At 61.0% G+C, this 17225-nt stretch carries 16 protein-coding genes; 13 read left to right on the plus strand and 3 right to left on the minus strand.

Annotated elements, in window-relative coordinates; genetic code table 11:
• Positions 1–23 precede the first annotated feature (23 nt).
• From E8M77_RS11560 to E8M77_RS11575, 4 genes are all read left to right on the plus strand, one after another.
• Complete coding sequence (locus E8M77_RS11560; RefSeq protein WP_137130790.1) at positions 24–377, plus strand: cupin domain-containing protein; 354 nt, start codon at positions 24–26, stop codon at positions 375–377.
• Positions 378–551: 174 nt separating this feature from the next.
• Entirely contained in the window at positions 552–2015 is a 1464-nt protein-coding gene (locus E8M77_RS11565) for an aldehyde dehydrogenase family protein (RefSeq protein ID WP_137130791.1), read from the plus strand.
• Positions 2016–2027: 12 nt separating this feature from the next.
• The gene (locus E8M77_RS11570; protein WP_137130792.1) at positions 2028–3074 is read left to right on the plus strand and encodes a tartrate dehydrogenase; all 1047 of its coding nucleotides are present in this window, start codon (positions 2028–2030) and stop codon (positions 3072–3074) included.
• Positions 3075–3087: 13 nt separating this feature from the next.
• Positions 3088–4545 (plus strand): NAD-dependent succinate-semialdehyde dehydrogenase, encoded by a 1458-nt coding sequence (locus E8M77_RS11575; protein WP_170975857.1) that lies wholly within the window; start codon positions 3088–3090, stop codon positions 4543–4545.
• Between the two features lie 119 nt (positions 4546–4664).
• On the opposite strand, the gene E8M77_RS11580 is transcribed toward E8M77_RS11575, so the two are convergent.
• Both E8M77_RS11580 and E8M77_RS11585 read right to left on the minus strand, forming a co-directional pair.
• Positions 4665–5132, minus strand: coding sequence for a hypothetical protein (locus E8M77_RS11580; RefSeq protein WP_137130794.1), 468 nt, complete (start codon positions 5130–5132; stop codon positions 4665–4667).
• Entirely contained in the window at positions 5129–6262 is a 1134-nt protein-coding gene (locus tag E8M77_RS11585) for an EAL domain-containing protein (RefSeq protein WP_170975828.1), read from the minus strand. The genes E8M77_RS11580 and E8M77_RS11585 overlap by 4 nt, the downstream gene beginning before the upstream one ends.
• A gap of 351 nt (positions 6263–6613) precedes the next feature.
• Here E8M77_RS11585 and E8M77_RS11590 point away from each other — a divergent pair, with 351 nt between their 5' ends.
• Both E8M77_RS11590 and E8M77_RS11595 read left to right on the plus strand, forming a co-directional pair.
• Positions 6614–7177 carry a recombinase family protein gene (locus E8M77_RS11590; protein WP_281408187.1) on the plus strand — a complete coding sequence of 188 codons (564 nt, stop codon included), beginning with the start codon at positions 6614–6616 and terminating at the stop codon, positions 7175–7177.
• 168 nt (positions 7178–7345) lie between these two features.
• Positions 7346–7915 carry a recombinase family protein gene (locus tag E8M77_RS11595; RefSeq protein WP_137131091.1) on the plus strand — a complete coding sequence of 190 codons (570 nt, stop codon included), beginning with the start codon at positions 7346–7348 and terminating at the stop codon, positions 7913–7915.
• Between the two features lie 92 nt (positions 7916–8007).
• Here E8M77_RS11595 and E8M77_RS11600 read toward each other — a convergent pair whose 3' ends face one another.
• Positions 8008–8931 carry an AraC family transcriptional regulator gene (locus E8M77_RS11600; protein ID WP_137130796.1) on the minus strand — a complete coding sequence of 308 codons (924 nt, stop codon included), beginning with the start codon at positions 8929–8931 and terminating at the stop codon, positions 8008–8010.
• A 145-nt stretch (positions 8932–9076) separates the two neighbouring features.
• Between E8M77_RS11600 and E8M77_RS11605 the strand changes: the two genes are divergently transcribed.
• The 7 genes from E8M77_RS11605 to E8M77_RS11635 all read left to right on the plus strand — a co-directional run bounded on the left by E8M77_RS11605 (position 9077) and on the right by E8M77_RS11635 (position 17205).
• Positions 9077–10528 (plus strand): aldehyde dehydrogenase family protein, encoded by a 1452-nt coding sequence (locus E8M77_RS11605; RefSeq protein ID WP_137130797.1) that lies wholly within the window; start codon positions 9077–9079, stop codon positions 10526–10528.
• 41 nt (positions 10529–10569) lie between these two features.
• A complete protein-coding gene (locus E8M77_RS11610; protein ID WP_137130798.1) occupies positions 10570–11772 on the plus strand; it encodes an amino acid ABC transporter substrate-binding protein in 1203 nt (400 codons plus the stop codon).
• A gap of 67 nt (positions 11773–11839) precedes the next feature.
• Positions 11840–12706: a branched-chain amino acid ABC transporter permease gene (locus E8M77_RS11615; protein WP_137130799.1), complete on the plus strand. Its 867-nt coding sequence runs from the start codon at positions 11840–11842 to the stop codon at positions 12704–12706.
• Positions 12703–13641, plus strand: a complete 939-nt coding sequence (locus E8M77_RS11620; protein WP_137130800.1) for a branched-chain amino acid ABC transporter permease — start codon at positions 12703–12705, stop codon at positions 13639–13641. Before E8M77_RS11615 ends, E8M77_RS11620 begins: the two co-directional genes overlap by 4 nt.
• The gene (locus E8M77_RS11625) at positions 13638–14366 is read left to right on the plus strand and encodes an ABC transporter ATP-binding protein (RefSeq protein ID WP_137130801.1); all 729 of its coding nucleotides are present in this window, start codon (positions 13638–13640) and stop codon (positions 14364–14366) included. Before E8M77_RS11620 ends, E8M77_RS11625 begins: the two co-directional genes overlap by 4 nt.
• Complete coding sequence (locus E8M77_RS24465) at positions 14359–15714, plus strand: ABC transporter ATP-binding protein (protein WP_137130802.1); 1356 nt, start codon at positions 14359–14361, stop codon at positions 15712–15714. The genes E8M77_RS11625 and E8M77_RS24465 overlap by 8 nt, the downstream gene beginning before the upstream one ends.
• 12 nt (positions 15715–15726) lie before the next feature.
• On the plus strand, positions 15727–17205 hold the full coding sequence (locus tag E8M77_RS11635) for an aldehyde dehydrogenase family protein (RefSeq protein ID WP_137130803.1): 1479 nt from the start codon (positions 15727–15729) through the stop codon (positions 17203–17205).
• The last annotated feature ends 20 nt before the right edge of the window (positions 17206–17225 follow it).

Below are 17225 nucleotides of genomic sequence, written 5' to 3' on the forward strand. Positions count from 1 at the left end.
ATTCGCTCAAAGGAACACTGCCCATGTCGCTTCTGAAAACCATCGACCCGAACCCGACGTTTGAGCCGAAGCATGGTGTGCCGGCGGCGGACCGTCTGATTGCCGGCAGCCCTGCCTTCAGGACCTGGGCGCAGGATGCCGCCAAGGATGGCCGCGTCAATACCGGCGTCTGGGAAGCCACGCCCGGCGAAACGCATTCCATAAAAGGCGAGACCTTCGAATTCTGCCATATCCTCGAAGGCGTGATCGAACTGACGCGTGAGGGCGAAGAACCGGTGACCTATCGTGCCGGCGACAGCTTTGTCATGAAGCCGGGCTATGTCGGCGTCTGGAAGACGATCGAGACGGTGCGCAAGATCTACGTTACCGTCACCTGACAGTCTATCCCAGAATTCCCGCTGGCGGTCTGCAAATGGCAATTTCTGCGCTTCCGGTGCTCACGTACCTCTAAGTACGCTCCGCTCCGGTTCTCGAAATCACCATTGTCGCCACGCCATTGGAAATTCTTGAACAGACTGTGAGCCCCCCCACCCTTTCCGCGAGAATTGCGCATGTCGCTCAGCTTCGATCCCGACCGCCTCGATCTTCCCCGTGGGCATTTCATCGGCGGCCAATATCTACCGGCCAATGGGGTCATGCCCATGCATCGGCCATCGGATGCTCGCGAATATGCGGCCTGCCCGGTGGCGCCGGCTGAGATGGTCGATCAGGCGGTTTCTGTGGCAAAGTCAACGCTTGCGGCAAGCGGCTGGGCGACCTGCCCTCCCCGCGACCGCACGCGCGTCCTGCATCGCTGGGCCGATCTTATCGAGGCGGAGGCTGTCACGCTGGCACGGCTGGAAGCCTTCTGTTCGACGCGACCTGTTGGGCAATTGATCGACGGCGATATCGCCGTTTCAGCCGAGCAGATCCGCTTCTTTGCCGAATTTGCCGACAAGCAAGGCAGCGATCTGGTGCCGACCGGGGCAGCCAGCCTCGGCATGATCATGAGCGAGCCCTATGGCGTGGTGGGTGCGATCACGCCCTGGAACGTGCCGCTTTCGATGGCGGCCTGGAAGCTTGGCCCCGCACTTGCCGCTGGCAATGCGGTGGTGCTGAAACCCTCGGAACTCACGCCCTATTCCACCCTGTTTCTGGCCGAGCTTTCGGTGCGCGCCGGCCTGCCGGCCGGTCTCATCAACATCGTGCTGGGCGATGGCCCGACGACGGGGGCCGCGATTACCGGACACCCGGATATTGCCAAGATCAGCTTTACCGGATCGACGGGCGCCGGTTCTGCCATCATGCAGAACATCGCGCTGACCGGCATCAAGCCGATGACGCTGGAACTGGGCGGCAAGAGCCCGCAGCTGGTGTTTGCCGATGCCGATCTCGATCTTTCAGCCAATGCCATTGCTACCAGCATCCTGTCCAATGCCGGCCAGGCTTGCGTGGCGGGCTCGCGGCTGATTGTCGAGGAAAGCGTGGCCGAGCAGGTGATTGCCGCCATCATAGCGCGCATGAAGGCCGTCAAGGCCGGCCCGACCTGGGACGAGACGAGCAGCTATTCGCCGATCATTTCGCAGCGCCAGCGGGCGCGCATCGACCATCTGGTACAGTCCTCCATAGCGCAGGGCGCCGAATGCCTGACGGGCGGACAGGCGATGGATCACGCCGGCCATTTCTATGCGCCGACGCTTCTTTCCGGCGTGTCGCAATCCTCGCCGGCCGTTCAGGAGGAAATCTTCGGGCCGGTGCTGACCGTGCAGACCTTTCGCGAGGAAGACGAGGCGATTGCGCTTTCCGATCACCCGACCTATGGGCTTGCTGCCGGTCTCTTCACCCGCGATCTGTCGCGTGCGCTCCGCCTGACGCAAAGGCTGCAGGCCGGCACGATCTGGGTCAACCGCTATAGCCGTTCGCGCGATCATATCTTGCCGACAGGTGGTTACAAACAATCGGGAATCGGCAAGGATCTCGGCCGCGATGCCTATCTCGCCAATCGCAAGACCAAGAGCGTGCTGATCAATCTCTAAGGAATGAATGATATGAAGACACACCGCATCGCACTGATACCCGGCGACGGCATCGGTACCCCGGTCATCGATGCCGCCTGGCAGGTGCTGGAGAAAACCGCCAAGACTTATGGCTTTGCCGTAGACGGAACGACGTTTCCCTGGTCCTGCGATTTCTACAGGAAGACCGGCTCGATGATGCCCGCAGACGGTATCGAGACGCTGCGCGGCTTCGATGCCATTCTTTTAGGGGCCGTTGGCTGGCCCGCCGAAGTACCGGATTCGGTGTCCCTGCACGGTCTGCTTTTGCCCATTCGCAAGGCCTTCGTACAATATGCCAATATCCGTCCGCACCGCCTGCTTCCCGGCGTCGAAGGCCCGCTGAAGGCGGAAAACTTCGACATTCTGTGCATTCGCGAGAACACCGAAGGCGAATATTCCGGGGCCGGCGGGCGCGTGCATCAGGGCACGGCAGACGAAGTGGCGGTGGAAACATCGATCTTCACCCGCACCGGGGTGGAGCGCATCCTGCGTTATGGTTTCGAGCAGGCACGGGCACGGCGCGGCAAGCTTGCCTCCGTCACCAAGTCGAATGCGCAGAAATATTCCATGGTGTTCTGGGATGAGATCACCGCGAAATTATCCGCCGAGTATCCCGATGTTCAGGTGGCCAGCTACCATATCGATGCCATGGCGGCACGCATGGTGATGGCGCCGGAAAGCCTGGATGTGGTGGTTGCCTCCAACCTCTTTGGCGACATCCTGACGGATCTGGGAGCGGCCATTCAGGGTGGGCTTGGTTTTGCAGCCTCCGCCAATATCAACCCTGATCGCTCCGCGCCCTCGATGTTCGAGCCGGTGCATGGCTCGGCGCCCGATATTGCGCATCTGGGCATTGCCAATCCGATTGCGACCATCTGGTCGGCGGCAATGATGCTGGATCATCTGGGTGAGGCAGAGGGCGCCAAGGCCATCATGGCGGCGCTGGAAGCCACCACGGCCCGCGGGATCGGCACGCTGCCGGGCCGCAACAAGACGGATGAGATCACCCATGCGGTTCTATCCGCGCTTGACGCCTGAGGAGTTTACCGTGATCGATGGATTGAAGGATAAGGGCCTGTTTCGCCAGCAGAGCCTGATCGGCGGCAGCTGGATATCGGCGGCTTCTGGAAAGACGGTCGATGTGATCGAGCCCGCCTCGCAACAGGTGCTCGGAACCGTGCCGGATGTGTCTGGTGATGAAACTGAGGCCGCCATCCGGGCTGCCGAAACGGCGTTTCGCAGCTGGAAGAAGAAGACGCCGGCCGAGCGGGCTTTGCTTCTTCAGGCCTGGCACGATCTGATGCTGGAGCATGTGGAAGATCTGGCACTGATCCTGACGCTGGAACAGGGCAAGCCGCTGGCCGAGGCGCAGGGCGAGATCCGCTACGGCGCATCTTTCGTTAAATGGTTTGCCGAGGAAGCACGGCGCATTGGCGGTTCCACCATTCCGGCGCCTACATCAGACCGGCGTATTCTGGTGCTGAAGGAACCCGTTGGCGTGTGCGGCATCATCACGCCGTGGAATTTCCCCAATGCCATGATCACCCGTAAAGTGGCTCCGGCGCTGGCCGCCGGCTGCACGGTCGTCATCAAGCCCTCGGAATTTACCCCCTATTCGGCGCTGGCGCTGGGGGTTCTGGCAGAGCGCGCCGGCATTCCGGCCGGTGTCATCAATATCGTCACCGGCATGCCGACCGAGATCGGCAATGCGCTAATGGCATCCGATGTGGTGCGCAAGATTTCCTTTACCGGTTCGACGCGGGTCGGCGCACTTTTGATGCGCGGTTCGGCCGATACGATCAAGCGCCTGTCGCTGGAACTGGGCGGGAATGCGCCCTTTATCGTTTTTGACGATGCGGATCTTGATCTGGCCGTCGAAGGGGCGATCGCCTCGAAATTCCGCAATGGCGGGCAGACCTGCGTGTGTTCCAACCGGATCCTCGTCCAGTCGGGCATTTATGATGCCTTTGCCGCCAGGCTCGCGGCGCGCGTTGCCGCCATGAAGGTCGGCCCCGGCACTACGCCGGGTGTCGAGATCGGCCCGATGATCAACCACGCCGCCATCGACAAGATTGCGCTGCATATCAAGGATGCGCTGGAAAAGGGTGCGCGCATTCTTTCCGAAAAACCGGATATGCCGCAAGGCGATCAATATGCAGCACCGGTCGTGCTCGGCGATGCGACAGTCGATATGCTGCTGGCCGAGGAAGAAACCTTCGGGCCGGTGGCGCCGCTATTCCGCTTCGAAACGGAAGAGGAAGCGCTGTCGATTGCCAATGGCACGCCGTTTGGACTGGCGGCCTATTTCTACACCCAGGATCTGAAGCGCTCCTGGCGCGTGGCAGAGGCGCTGGAGGCTGGCATGGTTGGCCTCAATACCGGTGCGATTTCCATGGAAGTTGCACCCTTCGGCGGCGTCAAGCAGTCGGGCCTCGGGCGCGAGGGGTCCCAGTTCGGCATCGAGGAATATCTCGAGCTGAAGACCTTCCATATCGGCGGGCTTTCCTGAGGATACTGTAACTTTAAGCCGCGACCCAATTCCAAGGGCGTGAGATCCTGACTTATGCTGTGTGAGGGAGCGCGATTTGGGGCCATGCCAGCATGACCCCAAATCGCGACGACCGGACATCAGAAACGGTCATAGCGCCAGCCGAGCAGCACTCCGGCGACCAGGCCGCATGTGCCAGCAATGAGCGTGAAGATGGCCATAATATATTGTTGTGTCTGCAAAAGCCCGATTGTTGCCCCCATGACAGCGGAAATGCAGAAGACGATGAGAATGCTGATTCCTGTCTGAACACCGCTGCTTGGCGCAGAACGTAGACGAAAATGCGACATTGACGACCTCATTGAACTACTGTCGTACATTGAGCGGATCCGACGAGCTACCTTGTCATCCACGTCCCTGCGTCGGTGCTTGGTGGGTGCGCGCGCGAAAATGACATGCCCGAAAAGCAGGAAGACGCCCACAAAGGCACCACCGCCAATCAGGTACAAGGCTCGGGCAACTTCCACATGACCCGTCATCGCCTGGAGGACGACGACGGCGAGCCAGGCACCCACTGAGCTGAAGGCATACAAGGCAGGACGGGTCATTGGCGCAGTCCCTCCAGGGCTTGCATGGGCAGGCGGGCAGGCGTGAGCCCGATCGGTGAAGGCATGTCGGCAAGTCCGTTGAGGTAAAAGCCCTGGTACCAGTCGGCCCCGGCTTCACGGGCCAAGACGAGATCAGTTTCCGATTCAACTCCTTCGACAACGATCTGTCCGGCGAAATGCTTTGCCAGTTGGATAAGATGGCGCAACAGGCCCGCAGTGTCGTGATTGTCTGGCTGACGCCGGACATAGGAACCATCGACCTTGAGGATGTCGGCGCCGATCGTGCGTACGAAAGCAAGTGTGCTGCTGCCGGCACCGAAATCATCGACAGCCACACGGCAGCCGGTTCGTTGTAAAGAGCTTACCAAGTTAAACGCACCGACCAGGTCATGAGGGAGCGCGGTTTCGGTAATTTCTATCACCAGTCGCCTTGCGACGTCGGGATTCTGCGCGAGATCGTCGATGACGGCGTGCCACCAGGGGTCATGGCTTACCGATAGGCCGGAAATATTGCATCCAAGGACCAGATCATCATGGCGATGCAACATGTCGATCGTGTCGCGCACCACCGACCAGTTGAAGGCGCGACTGACGCCCAGACGCTCCAGTGCAGGCAGGTAGGTTCCAGGCATCAGGATGCAGCCGTCGGCATCGATCAACCGCAGCAAGCGCTCACGATAGAGTTCGCAGCCTGCCGCCTGCGGGTGCACAACCGATTGTTCGACAAAGTTTACTCCGCCCACGGCCAGGGCCGAGTAGGCCAGCGATGCGGCGGCCATATCCATACGGTATTTCATTGGATCGACGTTGATGGGGCGTGTGCCGCAGGCCAGTTCATCCGTCTCAAAGCTGAGGCCCACGACGATACCACGCGAATCGATCTTGAGCGGTTTCAGCCCTACATCAACCGCCATCCGCTCCATTTGCTGGTGCCAGCGGACATCACTCCAATCCTTGGTCGTTCGAAGTGTGACGCCCCAGGATTTGGTTTCCACGATGCAACCGTCTTCAGCAGCATCTTCGCAGCGGTGCCATACTTCGCACAACACCCGTGCTGCCAGGCCTTCCGAATAAGCTGCTGAAATACCAGCGAGATTTTCCACGACAAGATGCGCGCTTCGGGCTTTCATGAAAGCACCTCCGGCAGTGCCCAAGGTAAAATGAAAGGCCCGCACCCTTTGTATTCGCGCCTCGACCGGCCATGGCGATATAGCAACGCGCCGATGGCCCCAAGTAACAATTTCCGCTCCCAGACCTGCATTAAGGGGTCCTTTACGGTAGCTGTTCGTCAGGTTGCCCATCCAAGAGGCGTAGCCCTGATTCTACGGCATTTTCCTGAAGTCTTCAACACTTCAGCAACCACGGACAAAAAGGACCCTTTTTTGTCAACATCCGGGGATGCGACTTTGAAAGAAAAAGAAACAGAATGGCGCGCACCGGAATGAAACGCGGCGGCTGCGTTGCCAAAGCGAGATTGCTTAATGGTGAAAATTGGCTATGCACGAGTGTCGACAGATGATCAGAAACTTGACCTGCAAGTACAGGCTCTCACCAAGGCGCGATGTGACCACATCTTTACTGATCATGGTATTTCCGGATGTATCAGTGAAAGGCCAGGTCTTGACGAAACCATCAAGACATTGAGGAGCGGCGATACGCTGGTGGTCTGGCGTCTTGACAGATTGGGGCGATCACTGACCCATCTTGTCAGCTTCATGGAAGAACTCGGCAAACATGAGATTCATTTTCAGTCTCTGACGGAGCATATTGATACCAGCACGTCCGGTGGGCGCCTGATATTTCACATTATAGCGGCTCTGTCCGAGTTCGAGCGTGCCCTGATCAGCGAACGGACGAAGGCCGGAATGGCGGCAGCCAGGCAGAATGGCGTCAAACTCGGGCGTCCTAGCAGCCTGTCCAAAGACGAGATGAGAGAAGCCTGTCTTGCAGTCAATCGAAAAGGCGAGCATCCGCATGATGTCGCCAAGCGATACGGGCTGGCACCACGATCTCTCATGCGCATTCTCAAGAAAAATGACATTTGATTGCAAATGCGCCCGCAACTTCGCCTTCGTCGTTGACAATATATAATCGCATATCATACCCTTAGATTTCAGGGGTACATAATCAAAATATCAGACTGAATAGGATGGGATTTGTTTTCCGTCCCGAAATTCTATGTAAATTTTGTAAAACTGAAATTGGATGTTGCAATGAAAATTGGATATGCACGAGTTTCAACAGAAGATCAGTGCCTTGATCTTCAAATGATTGCTTTAAAAGAAGCTGGATGCATACGCATATTTTCAGATCATGGAATATCGGGAAAAGTATTGGACAGGCCTGGTCTTAAACTTGCGATCGAAGCTGTCAAGCCCGGAGACAAGCTTTTGGTCTGGAGGCTTGACCGCCTTGGGCGCTCCCTGCGCCATCTCATACAGCTCGTCGACGAATTGGGCCGCCGCGGCGTCGAGTTCCACTCCCTGACGGAAAACATCGACACGAGCTCTTCAAGCGGTCGCCTTATCTTCCATATTATGGGTGCTCTGGCTGAATTCGAGAGGAATCTGATCAGTGAGCGCACAAGGGCTGGAATGGCCGCCGCACGCAAGCGTGGCGTCCATCTGGGACGGAGGTCATCCATAGGTCTCTCAGAAGTCCTGCATCTTCGCAATGCCTATAGCGCGGGCATGGAAATGGCTCAATTGACATCTCGATATGGCGTATCGGAGCGAACCCTGAGGCGATATCTTCAAGGCCGGCTGGAGCCCTTCGCGGAGTGATATCAAGCGCCAAGGCGTGGCCGGCCGGGCGCTGCCGGGCAATTTATACCAAGTGCCGATGATAGGAACCGATTGCGCCGGAGCGATTTTGCTTACGGCCAGGAGGACAGGGTGCTTTGTCGCGTTGTCGCCGGCTGGCTGGCCTGGGAAAGATTGACGCGGAAGCGCGCGGCGGATTGTCCCTGCAGCGCCTTGAAGAACCGGCTGAACTGCGGCGCGCCGGCAAAGCCCAATACGCCGGCGATTTCCCCAAGCGCGAGCGACGAATTGGCGAGATAGAGGCGCGCCTCGATCAAGACCCGTTCGCGGATCAGCCGGGCGGGAGGCCGGCCATAGGCTTTGATGCTGATATCGTTCAGCCGGTCGCGCGAGATGCCGAGTTCACGGGCATAGCGCGAAACCGTCCAGTGTTTTCGAAAGTGGCTTTCGATCAGGGCGGTGAACTGGCCGGCCAGCGCCTTGAAGGCGCCGGATTGTACCCCCTCGCCCAGACCGGCAGGCTGGTTTCGGTGCAGGTGGACGAGCAGGATATGCAAAAGCGATTCCACCACCGCGCCGGACATCGGCCCCGGCCGCAGGGTTTCGGCCAGGATGCCGGTAAAGCAGGCGGCCACGGCATCGCCCGTCCCATTGCCGGCGCTCAACCGCATGAAGGAGGAGCGTTCCACCAGAAAGCGCAACTGGCTGGTTTCCGGCCTTCGCTGTAGTACGCGCTCAAGAGTCGGTGCCCCGAGCAGCAGATGAGTTCCCTGCGCGCCGGCCCCCAGTTCCAGCCGCATGCCATCACGCCAGGGTATCCATCCCATCACCGGGCCGGAGAGGTGCACGGCACGCTCGTCTGCATCGCGCAGCACCACCTCGCCCTTCTCCACGATGAGCGCGCGGAAGTTTTCGGTATCGCCCAGACCCGCACGCCCGAGCACGCGTGTCTGCAATGCCGCCTTGAAGCGTTCGGCACGCACAGGCGCTTCCGGCCTGGGGACAGGTGATGAGGGCGCCAGTGTGCGATGCGGCATGTCGAAAACCCCACAATCGGAAAATACATTCCCACAAATCGTTATTTACTCTGCGCTGATGTCAACCAAAATCGGGGTCTGCAACCGAAAGAGCAAAAGCAAGCGGGACGCGGGGGGATCATCGAACAGCCGTTTGGGAGGACGCATGTTCGTAGCAAGAGGTATTGTCGGCGGAGTTGCCGTTTCTGCGCTGGACGAGCGCCGTTTCGAACGCCGCTGCATGACCACGGGAACCGTGCTGACCCAGGCTGCTGCCTTCGGCACGCCAGAGGCGGAAGCGGCAGCCGATGCCGCCGCCGGTGCCTTTCCGGCCTGGTCGGCGCTTCAGCCGCAGCAGCGATCGGCATTGCTTCTGCGCGGGGCTGACCTTCTGATGCAAGGCGCGGACAACCTTTGCCGTATCGCCCAGCACGAGGTGGGCGCAACGCCGGAATGGATCCGTTTCAACATCGAGGTTGCCCAGGCAACCCTGCGCCAGGCGGCAGGACTTGCCGATGCCATCAGCGACGAAGAGGTGGAAGGCGGGCCGGACGGCGTGCGCTATCGTCTGATCCGCCGGCCAGCCGGCGTGGTGCTGGGGCTGGCACCTTGGAATGCAGCGGTGACTCTGGCTGTGCGGGCCGTTGCGGCACCGCTTGCGCTGGGCAATACCGTGGTTCTCAAAGGTTCGGAACTCTGCCCCAAGATGCACGAGACCGTCGCGCAGATCCTCATTGATGCGGGGCTGCCGGACGGTGTGCTGAACTATGTCAGCAGCGCGCCCGAGGATGCCCATGCGGTGGTGGAGGCGCTGATTGCCCATTCGGCCGTGCGCCGCGTGAATTTCACCGGCTCCACCCGCGTGGGCCGGCAGATCGCCGAAATGGCGGCCCGCCACCTCAAGCGCTGCCTGCTCGAACTTTCCGGCAAGGCATCGTCCATCGTGCTTGCCGATGCGGATCTTGAGGGTGCGGCAAGAGCGGTCGCTCATGGCGCCTTCTTCAACCAGGGCCAGATCTGCATGTCGACGGATCGCATCATCGTCGATGAGGCGATTGCCGACCGTTTCATTGCTCGGCTGAGGCTGGAGGCCGAGCGGCTTTGCGGTTTCGGGGCAAGTGATCAGCCGCCCTACGGCCATGTGATCAGCCTGGAGGCTGCGGCCCGCCTGCAGGGGCTGGTGGAGGACGCCCTGGCCAAGGGTGCGGTTCGCATCACCGGCGGCGAGACAAGTGGCACGCAGATGCAGCCGACCATTCTCGACCATGTCGCCTATGGGATGCGGATCTATGAGGAAGAGATTTTTGGCCCCGTGGTCGGGATTATCAGGGTGGCGGATGCCGACGAGGCGGTAACCGTTGCCAATGACACGGAATATGGGCTTGCGGCCGCCGTCTTTGGCGCCGACCTCACACGGGCAGGCCAGATTGCCCGGCGTATCGAGGCCGGCGCCGTGCACATCAATGGCAGCACGGTCTGTGATGATCCCCTCATGCCCTATGGCGGCGTGAAAGCAAGCGGCTATGGCCGCTTTGGCGGGAGGGCGGTGATTGAGGAGTTCACCGAGATCCAGTGGATGACGGAACGGGACGCGCCAGACCACCACGCGCGGTCCTGAAGACAGGGGAGATTTGCATGCATCAACGGGAGGAGAAGATCATGAAACGCAGGACATTTACCCGGCTGGCGACACTCGCACTTGCAGCCGGACTGACCACAGGTCCCACGCTTGCGCAGGAGGTTCTGAAGGTCGGGGCCGTGGCACCGAAGACTGGACCTCTGGCCGGCGGCGCGGCGGTCAGCTACTGGCCGAACGTGAAGCTATGGATCAGCGACGTCAACGCGCGCGGCGGCCTGAAGGTCGGCGGCAAGACTTACAAGCTCGAAGCGGTCGAATATGACGACCAGACCAATCCGGGCGAAACCATCAAGGCCGTGCAACGCCTTGTGGATCAGGACAAGGCACAGATCGTGCTACCGCCCTATTCGACCGGTCTTAACCTTGCCGCAGCACCCATCTATGCGCGCTATGGCCTGCCGATGATTACCTCAACGGCCACCACCGACAAGGCGCAGGCCCTGTCGGCGCAATTCCCCAATGTGTTCATCACGCTTGGTGGCGCAAAGCCGGTGGTGCAGGGCGTGGTCGAGACCATGGTGAAACTGCGTGACCGCGGCGATATCGGTAAGAAGATCGCCATGGTCAACGTTGCCGATGCCTTCGGCATCGAACTGATGAACGAGGCCAAGCCCGCCTTCAAGCAGGCCGGCTTCGAACTGGTCTATGAGACCTCCTATCCGCTCGGCACCCAGGATCTGTCGCCGGTCATGAAGGCGGCGAAGGCTGCGGCACCGGATGCCTTCATCGCCTGGTCCTATCCGCCGGATACCTTTGCGCTCACCGAGCAGGCCATGATCGAAAACCTGCAGGTTGGCGCTTTCTTCACCGCGGTCGCCACGGCATTCCCGGCCTATTCCGGTCGCTTTGGAAAATCCGTTGACGGCGTGCTCGGCATTGGCGGCGTCAATGCTGATGGTGCTGCGTTCAAGGCCTATGCCAAGCGCCATGAAGAGGTGACCGGTGCCAAGCCCGACTACTGGGCAAGCGTCATGGTCTATTCGTCATTCCAGGTGCTGGAAAAGGCAATCGAGGCCGTCGGCTCCTTCGACAATGCCGCGATCATCAAACACATCAAGGCCAACAGTTTCGACACCGTAATCGGCCCGATCAAGTTCGATGCCAACAACAATAACCCCGCCTTCTGGACCGTCGGCCAGTGGCAGGGCGGTGTGTTCAAGGGCGTTGCATCCACCGGCCGGGACGGCGCCGTGGATGTGCTGAAGAAGGGCGCCTGGAAATAGGGAACCACGCGAAAATCCGGGGTCCGGCTGGCGGATCCCGGAGCTTTTTCAAGCCGGGGAAATTTGTATGGATGTCATTATAACAGGGCTGCTGCTCGGCGGTACCTATGCGTTGATCGCCATGGGCCTGAACCTGCAATATGGCATGGCGCGGATCATGAATCTCGCCAATGGCGAAATGCTGGTGGCGGGCGGCTTTGTCGCCTTCTGGCTGTGGACGGGAAGCCAGATCAGCCCGCTGCTGACGGCATTCATCGTGGCGCCCATTGCCTTTCTGATGAACTGGCTGATCTACATGGTCTTCCTGCGGCCTCTGGTGAAACGCGCCAGATCGCGCGGCCAACTGGAGGTGGATTCCATTCTCACGACCTTCGGCCTTTCCTTCGTGGCCGTCGGCCTGATGCTTGCCTTGTTCGGCGGCGATTATTTCAGCTATTCCTACCTCTCGACCCCCCTCAACATTCTTGGCGACACCTATGGTGCCAATCGCGTCGCAGCCTTTCTCGCGGCCGTCGTCATCTGCGGCCTTTTATGGCTATGGCTCAGTCGCAGCCGCACGGGCATGACGATCCGCGCCATTTCGGTTGCACCGGATAGTGCACGGCTTGTCGGCATCGATGTACGGCGCACGGCAGCGCTTGCCTTTGCACTGGGCGGCGCGGTGACTGCCACCGGCGGCACGCTGATCTCCACCTTCCTGACGCTTGATGCCTCCACCGGCGTGATCTTCACGCTGAAGGCGCTGGTGATCGTTATCATGGGCGGCGTGGGGGATGTGCGCGGCACGATCGTGGCGGCCCTGCTGCTCGGTCTCCTCGAAACCTTCGTCGCCCGCCTGATCGATCCGGGCCTGACGCTGGCGGCCGCCTACCTGCTCTTCGTGGTCATCCTGCTGTTTCGCCCGCAGGGCCTGTTCGGGAGGCCCACCACATGAGCCGTCTTTCCGCGCGCGACTGGCGCAACCTCGTCCTCGTCGCCATGGCGCTTGGCGTCACGGCCTGCCTTCCCTGGACGGCCGGCGCCTATATGCTCAGCATCGGCGTGACCATTGCCATGTATACGGTGCTCGCTACCAGCTGGTCGCTGTTTTCCGGCCCCACCCATTACATCTCGCTGGCAACCGCCGCCTTCTTCGGCGTCGGCACCTATGTGACCGGCATTGGCATCCAGTATCTGCCCTATTGGACGCTTCTGCCGATCGCCGGCATCATTGGGGCCGTCATGGCCGCATTGGTGGGCCTTGCAACCCTGCGTCTCTCCGGCGTCTATTTCGTCATCTTCACGCTGGGTCTTGCCGAATTCGTGCGCCAGATCATCACCTGGGGCCAGAACATTTCCGGCACGAAGGGCATCTATGTGCTGACCTCGATCGGCGAGACGCATATCTACTGGCAGCTTCTGGGGCTTGCGGCGCTGGTCTGGCTGCTGGGATGGCTGATCGGGCGATCGCGGCTGGGCTTTGCCCTGCGCATCATCGGCGATGACGAGGCGGTTGCCCGGCATTCCGGCATCGACACGGCACGCGCCAAGATCCTGCTGTTCATGGTGCCCGGCGCCGTTGCCGCCATCACCGGCGCTATCCTTGCTCCACGCTATGTCTATATCGAGCCGTCGCTCGCCTTCTCGCCCATGCTATCTTTCCAGGTGGTCATCATGGCGCTTCTGGGCGGCACCGGCCGGCTATGGGGGCCGCTTGTCGGCGTCATTCCCTTTACCTTCCTCTGGGAGGCGATTTCCGTCTCCTTCCCCAACCAGACCACCCTGCTTCTGGGCGTCTGCTTCCTCGTCATCGTCTATCTCCTGCCCAAGGGCTTTGTCGGGTTGATCGATGCCGCCAAGAAGCGGATGGGCGCGGAGGGCTATGCATGAGCGCGCTTCTCTCTCTTCGCGGCGTCACGAAGCGGTTCGGCGGTCTGGTGGCCGTCAATGCCATGGATTTCGACGTGGCCGAACATCAGGTGCTTGGCCTGATCGGTCCCAATGGATCGGGCAAATCCACAACGCTCAACCTGATCTCCGGTGCCTTTCCGGTGTCATCTGGTTCGATCAGCCTGCGCGGCCAGCCGATCACCCAATTGCCGGCGCAGGATATCACCCGGCGCGGCATTGCCCGCACATTCCAGCTGGTGCGCCTTCTGCCCTCCATGACCGTGCTCGATAATGTGAAGGCGGGCGCCGTGTTTGGCCATCGCCGGCGCTGGGGCCGCGAGGCCGAAACCATTGCCGAAGCCATGCTGGAAAAGACGGGCCTTTCCGGACGCGGCCACATGATGGTGGGGCAGCTGACCTATATCGACACCAAGCGTGTGGAGCTTGCCCGCGTGCTCGCCGGAGAGCCGCGCGTCGTGCTGCTCGATGAATGGCTGGCCGGCCTCAACCCCACCGAATTGCAGGAGGGTATTCGCCTTATCCGCAGCCTGCGCGACGACGGCCGGACCATCATTCTTGTCGAGCATGTGATGGATGCGATCCGCTCACTCTGCGATCGCTGCGTCGTCATGGCCGCCGGCACGAAGATTGCCGAAGGAACGCCGACCGAGGTGCTCTCGGACGCAACCGTCATCCGCGCCTATCTGGGAGACGACGATGCTTGAGGTGAAGGAACTCTCTGTGTCCTATGGCCAGCACCGTGCGCTGGAAAATGCCGGGCTGAAAGTGGGCCGGGGCGAAATCGTCGTCATTCTCGGTGCCAATGGCGCGGGCAAGTCAACGCTTCTGAAGGCCGTGTCCGGCATATGCGAAGGGCGCGTGACCGGCACGGTTTCCATGCAGGGCAGCGATATCCTGGGCATTGCCCCCCACCGGATCGTCGAGGAGGGCATTGCTCTGGTGCCCGAGGGGCGCGGTGTGTTCGGCGATCTGTCTGTGGCTGAAAACCTGAAGCTCGGCGCCCATGCATCCCGCGCCCGTGAGGACGAGGCCGGCAATCTGCAAAGGGTCTTGCAGCTTTTCCCGAAACTGCATGAGCGGCGAAACCAGATCGTGCGCACCATGTCGGGCGGCGAGCAGCAGATGGTGGCGATCGGTCGCGCCATGATGTCCAGTCCGGCACTGCTGACGCTGGACGAGCCTTCGCTTGGCCTGTCGCCACTGTTGTCCAAGGAACTGTTCCAGGCGCTCAAGCTGGTGCGCGATACGGGCATTGGCATTCTGCTGGTGGAGCAGAATGCCAAGCAGAGCCTTGCCATTGCCGATCGCGGCTACCTGATCGAAAATGGCCATATCATCCACGAAGGGCGGGCCGAGGATCTGCGCAATGATCCCGCCGTGCAGGCAGCCTATCTGGGTGGCGGCAAGGCAGCGGCAACAGGTCCGTGGCCGGGCGGGCGGGCGGCGATGGCGGCCGCGTCTACGCCCGCGCCGACTTCGGCCCCTGCCGCGGCCTATGTTGCGCCACGCCCAACGGGCGCTTCGCCTGCCGATATCGCAGCCGCAGCGCTGGCTGCCCTACCCTCTGCTCCAATGCGCGGGGAGGTGGCAGCCCCTCACCCGGCCTCCGCTTCGCTCGGCCACCCTCTCCCCGCAAGCGGGGCGAGTGGGAACGGAGACGCCGCGGCAGATCCCTTCTCCCCGCTTGCGGGGAGAAGGTCCCGGCAGGGCGATGAGGGGCAGTCAGATGCCATGTATCAGGGGCAAGCAACGGTGCGGCCGTCCCTGGCGGCACCTACCCCAGCTGCCATGCGCAGCGCCGCCGACGCCCTGCTTGGCGGCCTGTCGCTCAACGACATTGTTGCTGAGGCCAGCCGTTCAAGCCGCGCCCAGCACGAAAGACTGCCGCGGGCCCCACAGGCCGGTTCGCGCAGTTCTGCCGAAATTCCAAGGGCGCCTTCGCCGTCCTTAAGCCTTGGCAGCAGCCAGGATCGGCTGAAATCCGTGCTGCAGGAGATCGAGGACGCCGCCGCCCGCGCTCAAACCCTTCGCCATGATGGCAACCGCAACTGAGGAGACAGAACCATGCTTGATGTCGTCACGTCCCCCACGCCCTCGGTCCGGGGCATGTATATCGGTGGACAATGGGTGCCCACCGCCCGCACTTTCGAGGATCTCAACCCTTCCGACAATACGGTCTATGCGCGCATTCCAGACGGTTCGGCGACTGATATGCGCCGGGCTATCGACGCGGCCCAGGCGGCCTTCGGCGACTGGTCGGGACGCGCCTTTCACGAGCGCGCCCATCTGCTCTTGAAGATTGCCGAGGTCTGGGAGCAGCGCAAGGCGGAGTTTTGTGCTGCCGCCATGGCCGAAGGCGGCGGCTGGAAGGGCAAGGGCCTGTTCGAAGCCGGCTATGTGGCGGAAGTCTTCCGCTCGGCGGCTGCCCTTTGCTACCAGTCGATCGGTGAGGTCCTGCCCTCCGAACACCACAAGTTCATGATGGCGACCCGCTTTCCGCTTGGCGTCGTCGGCGTCATCAGCCCGTGGAACATGCCCGGCATCCTCACCTCACGCGGCTTTGCCGCAGCACTTGCCATCGGCAATACGATCGTGCTGAAGCCTTCGGAAGACACGCCCTATTCCGGCGGCCTCTATTTTGCCGAGGTGCTGGAAGAGGCCGGCGTGCCGGCGGGTGTGTTCAACGTCGTCACCTGCTCGCGTGACAATGTCGGCGCTGTCGGTGACGAGATGATCGGCAATCCGCGTGTCAAGGCGATCAGCTTTACCGGTTCCACGGCCGTTGGCCGGCAGATCGCCGCCAAATGCGGCGCCTATCTCAAGAAGGTCTGCGTGGAACTGGGGGGCAAGGATTCGATGATCCTTCTGGAAGATGCAGACCTTGATGCCGCCGCCCGCGCCGCCAATTTCGGCAGTTTCATGCATCAGGGCCAGGTCTGCATGTCGACCGAAAAGCTGCTCGTGCATGAAAAGATCTACGAACCCTTCATGGAGCGGTTTCTCGCCCGTGCCCGCAAGCTGAAGACCGGGCACACCAATGATCCCTCCAATGTCATCGGTCCGCTGGTCAATACGCGCCAGGCGCAGCGCGTGAAGGCATTGATCGACGATGCGGTGGCCAAGGGTGCCAGGGTGGATCTTGGCGGTCGCGCCTGGGAGAATTTCATCGAGCCGACGGTGCTGTCGCAAGTCAACAGTTCCATGAACATCTGGCATGACGAGACTTTCGGCCCGGTCGTTCTGGTCTGCCCTTTCCGCGATGATGCGGAAGCCGCTGCACTGAACAATGATACGGAATACGGGCTGACAGCTGCCGTATGGTCGAAGGACGAGGCGCGTGCGCTGCGTCTGGCCGAACGGCTGGAAACCGGCATTTGCCATGTCAATTGCCAGAACATCAATGATGAGCCGCATGTGCCCTTCGGCGGCAGCAAGGCCAGTGGCGTCGGTCGCTATGGCGGACGCTGGTCGTTGGATGCCTTCACCGAGCTGCGCTGGATCACGCTTGATCGCGGCGGCCGCCACTTCCCGCCACAGTTCTGACCGGCATTGAAAGGACCCCC

This window comes from Rhizobium sp. FY34 (genome assembly GCF_005222845.1).
Taxonomy (GTDB): domain Bacteria; phylum Pseudomonadota; class Alphaproteobacteria; order Rhizobiales; family Rhizobiaceae; genus Neorhizobium.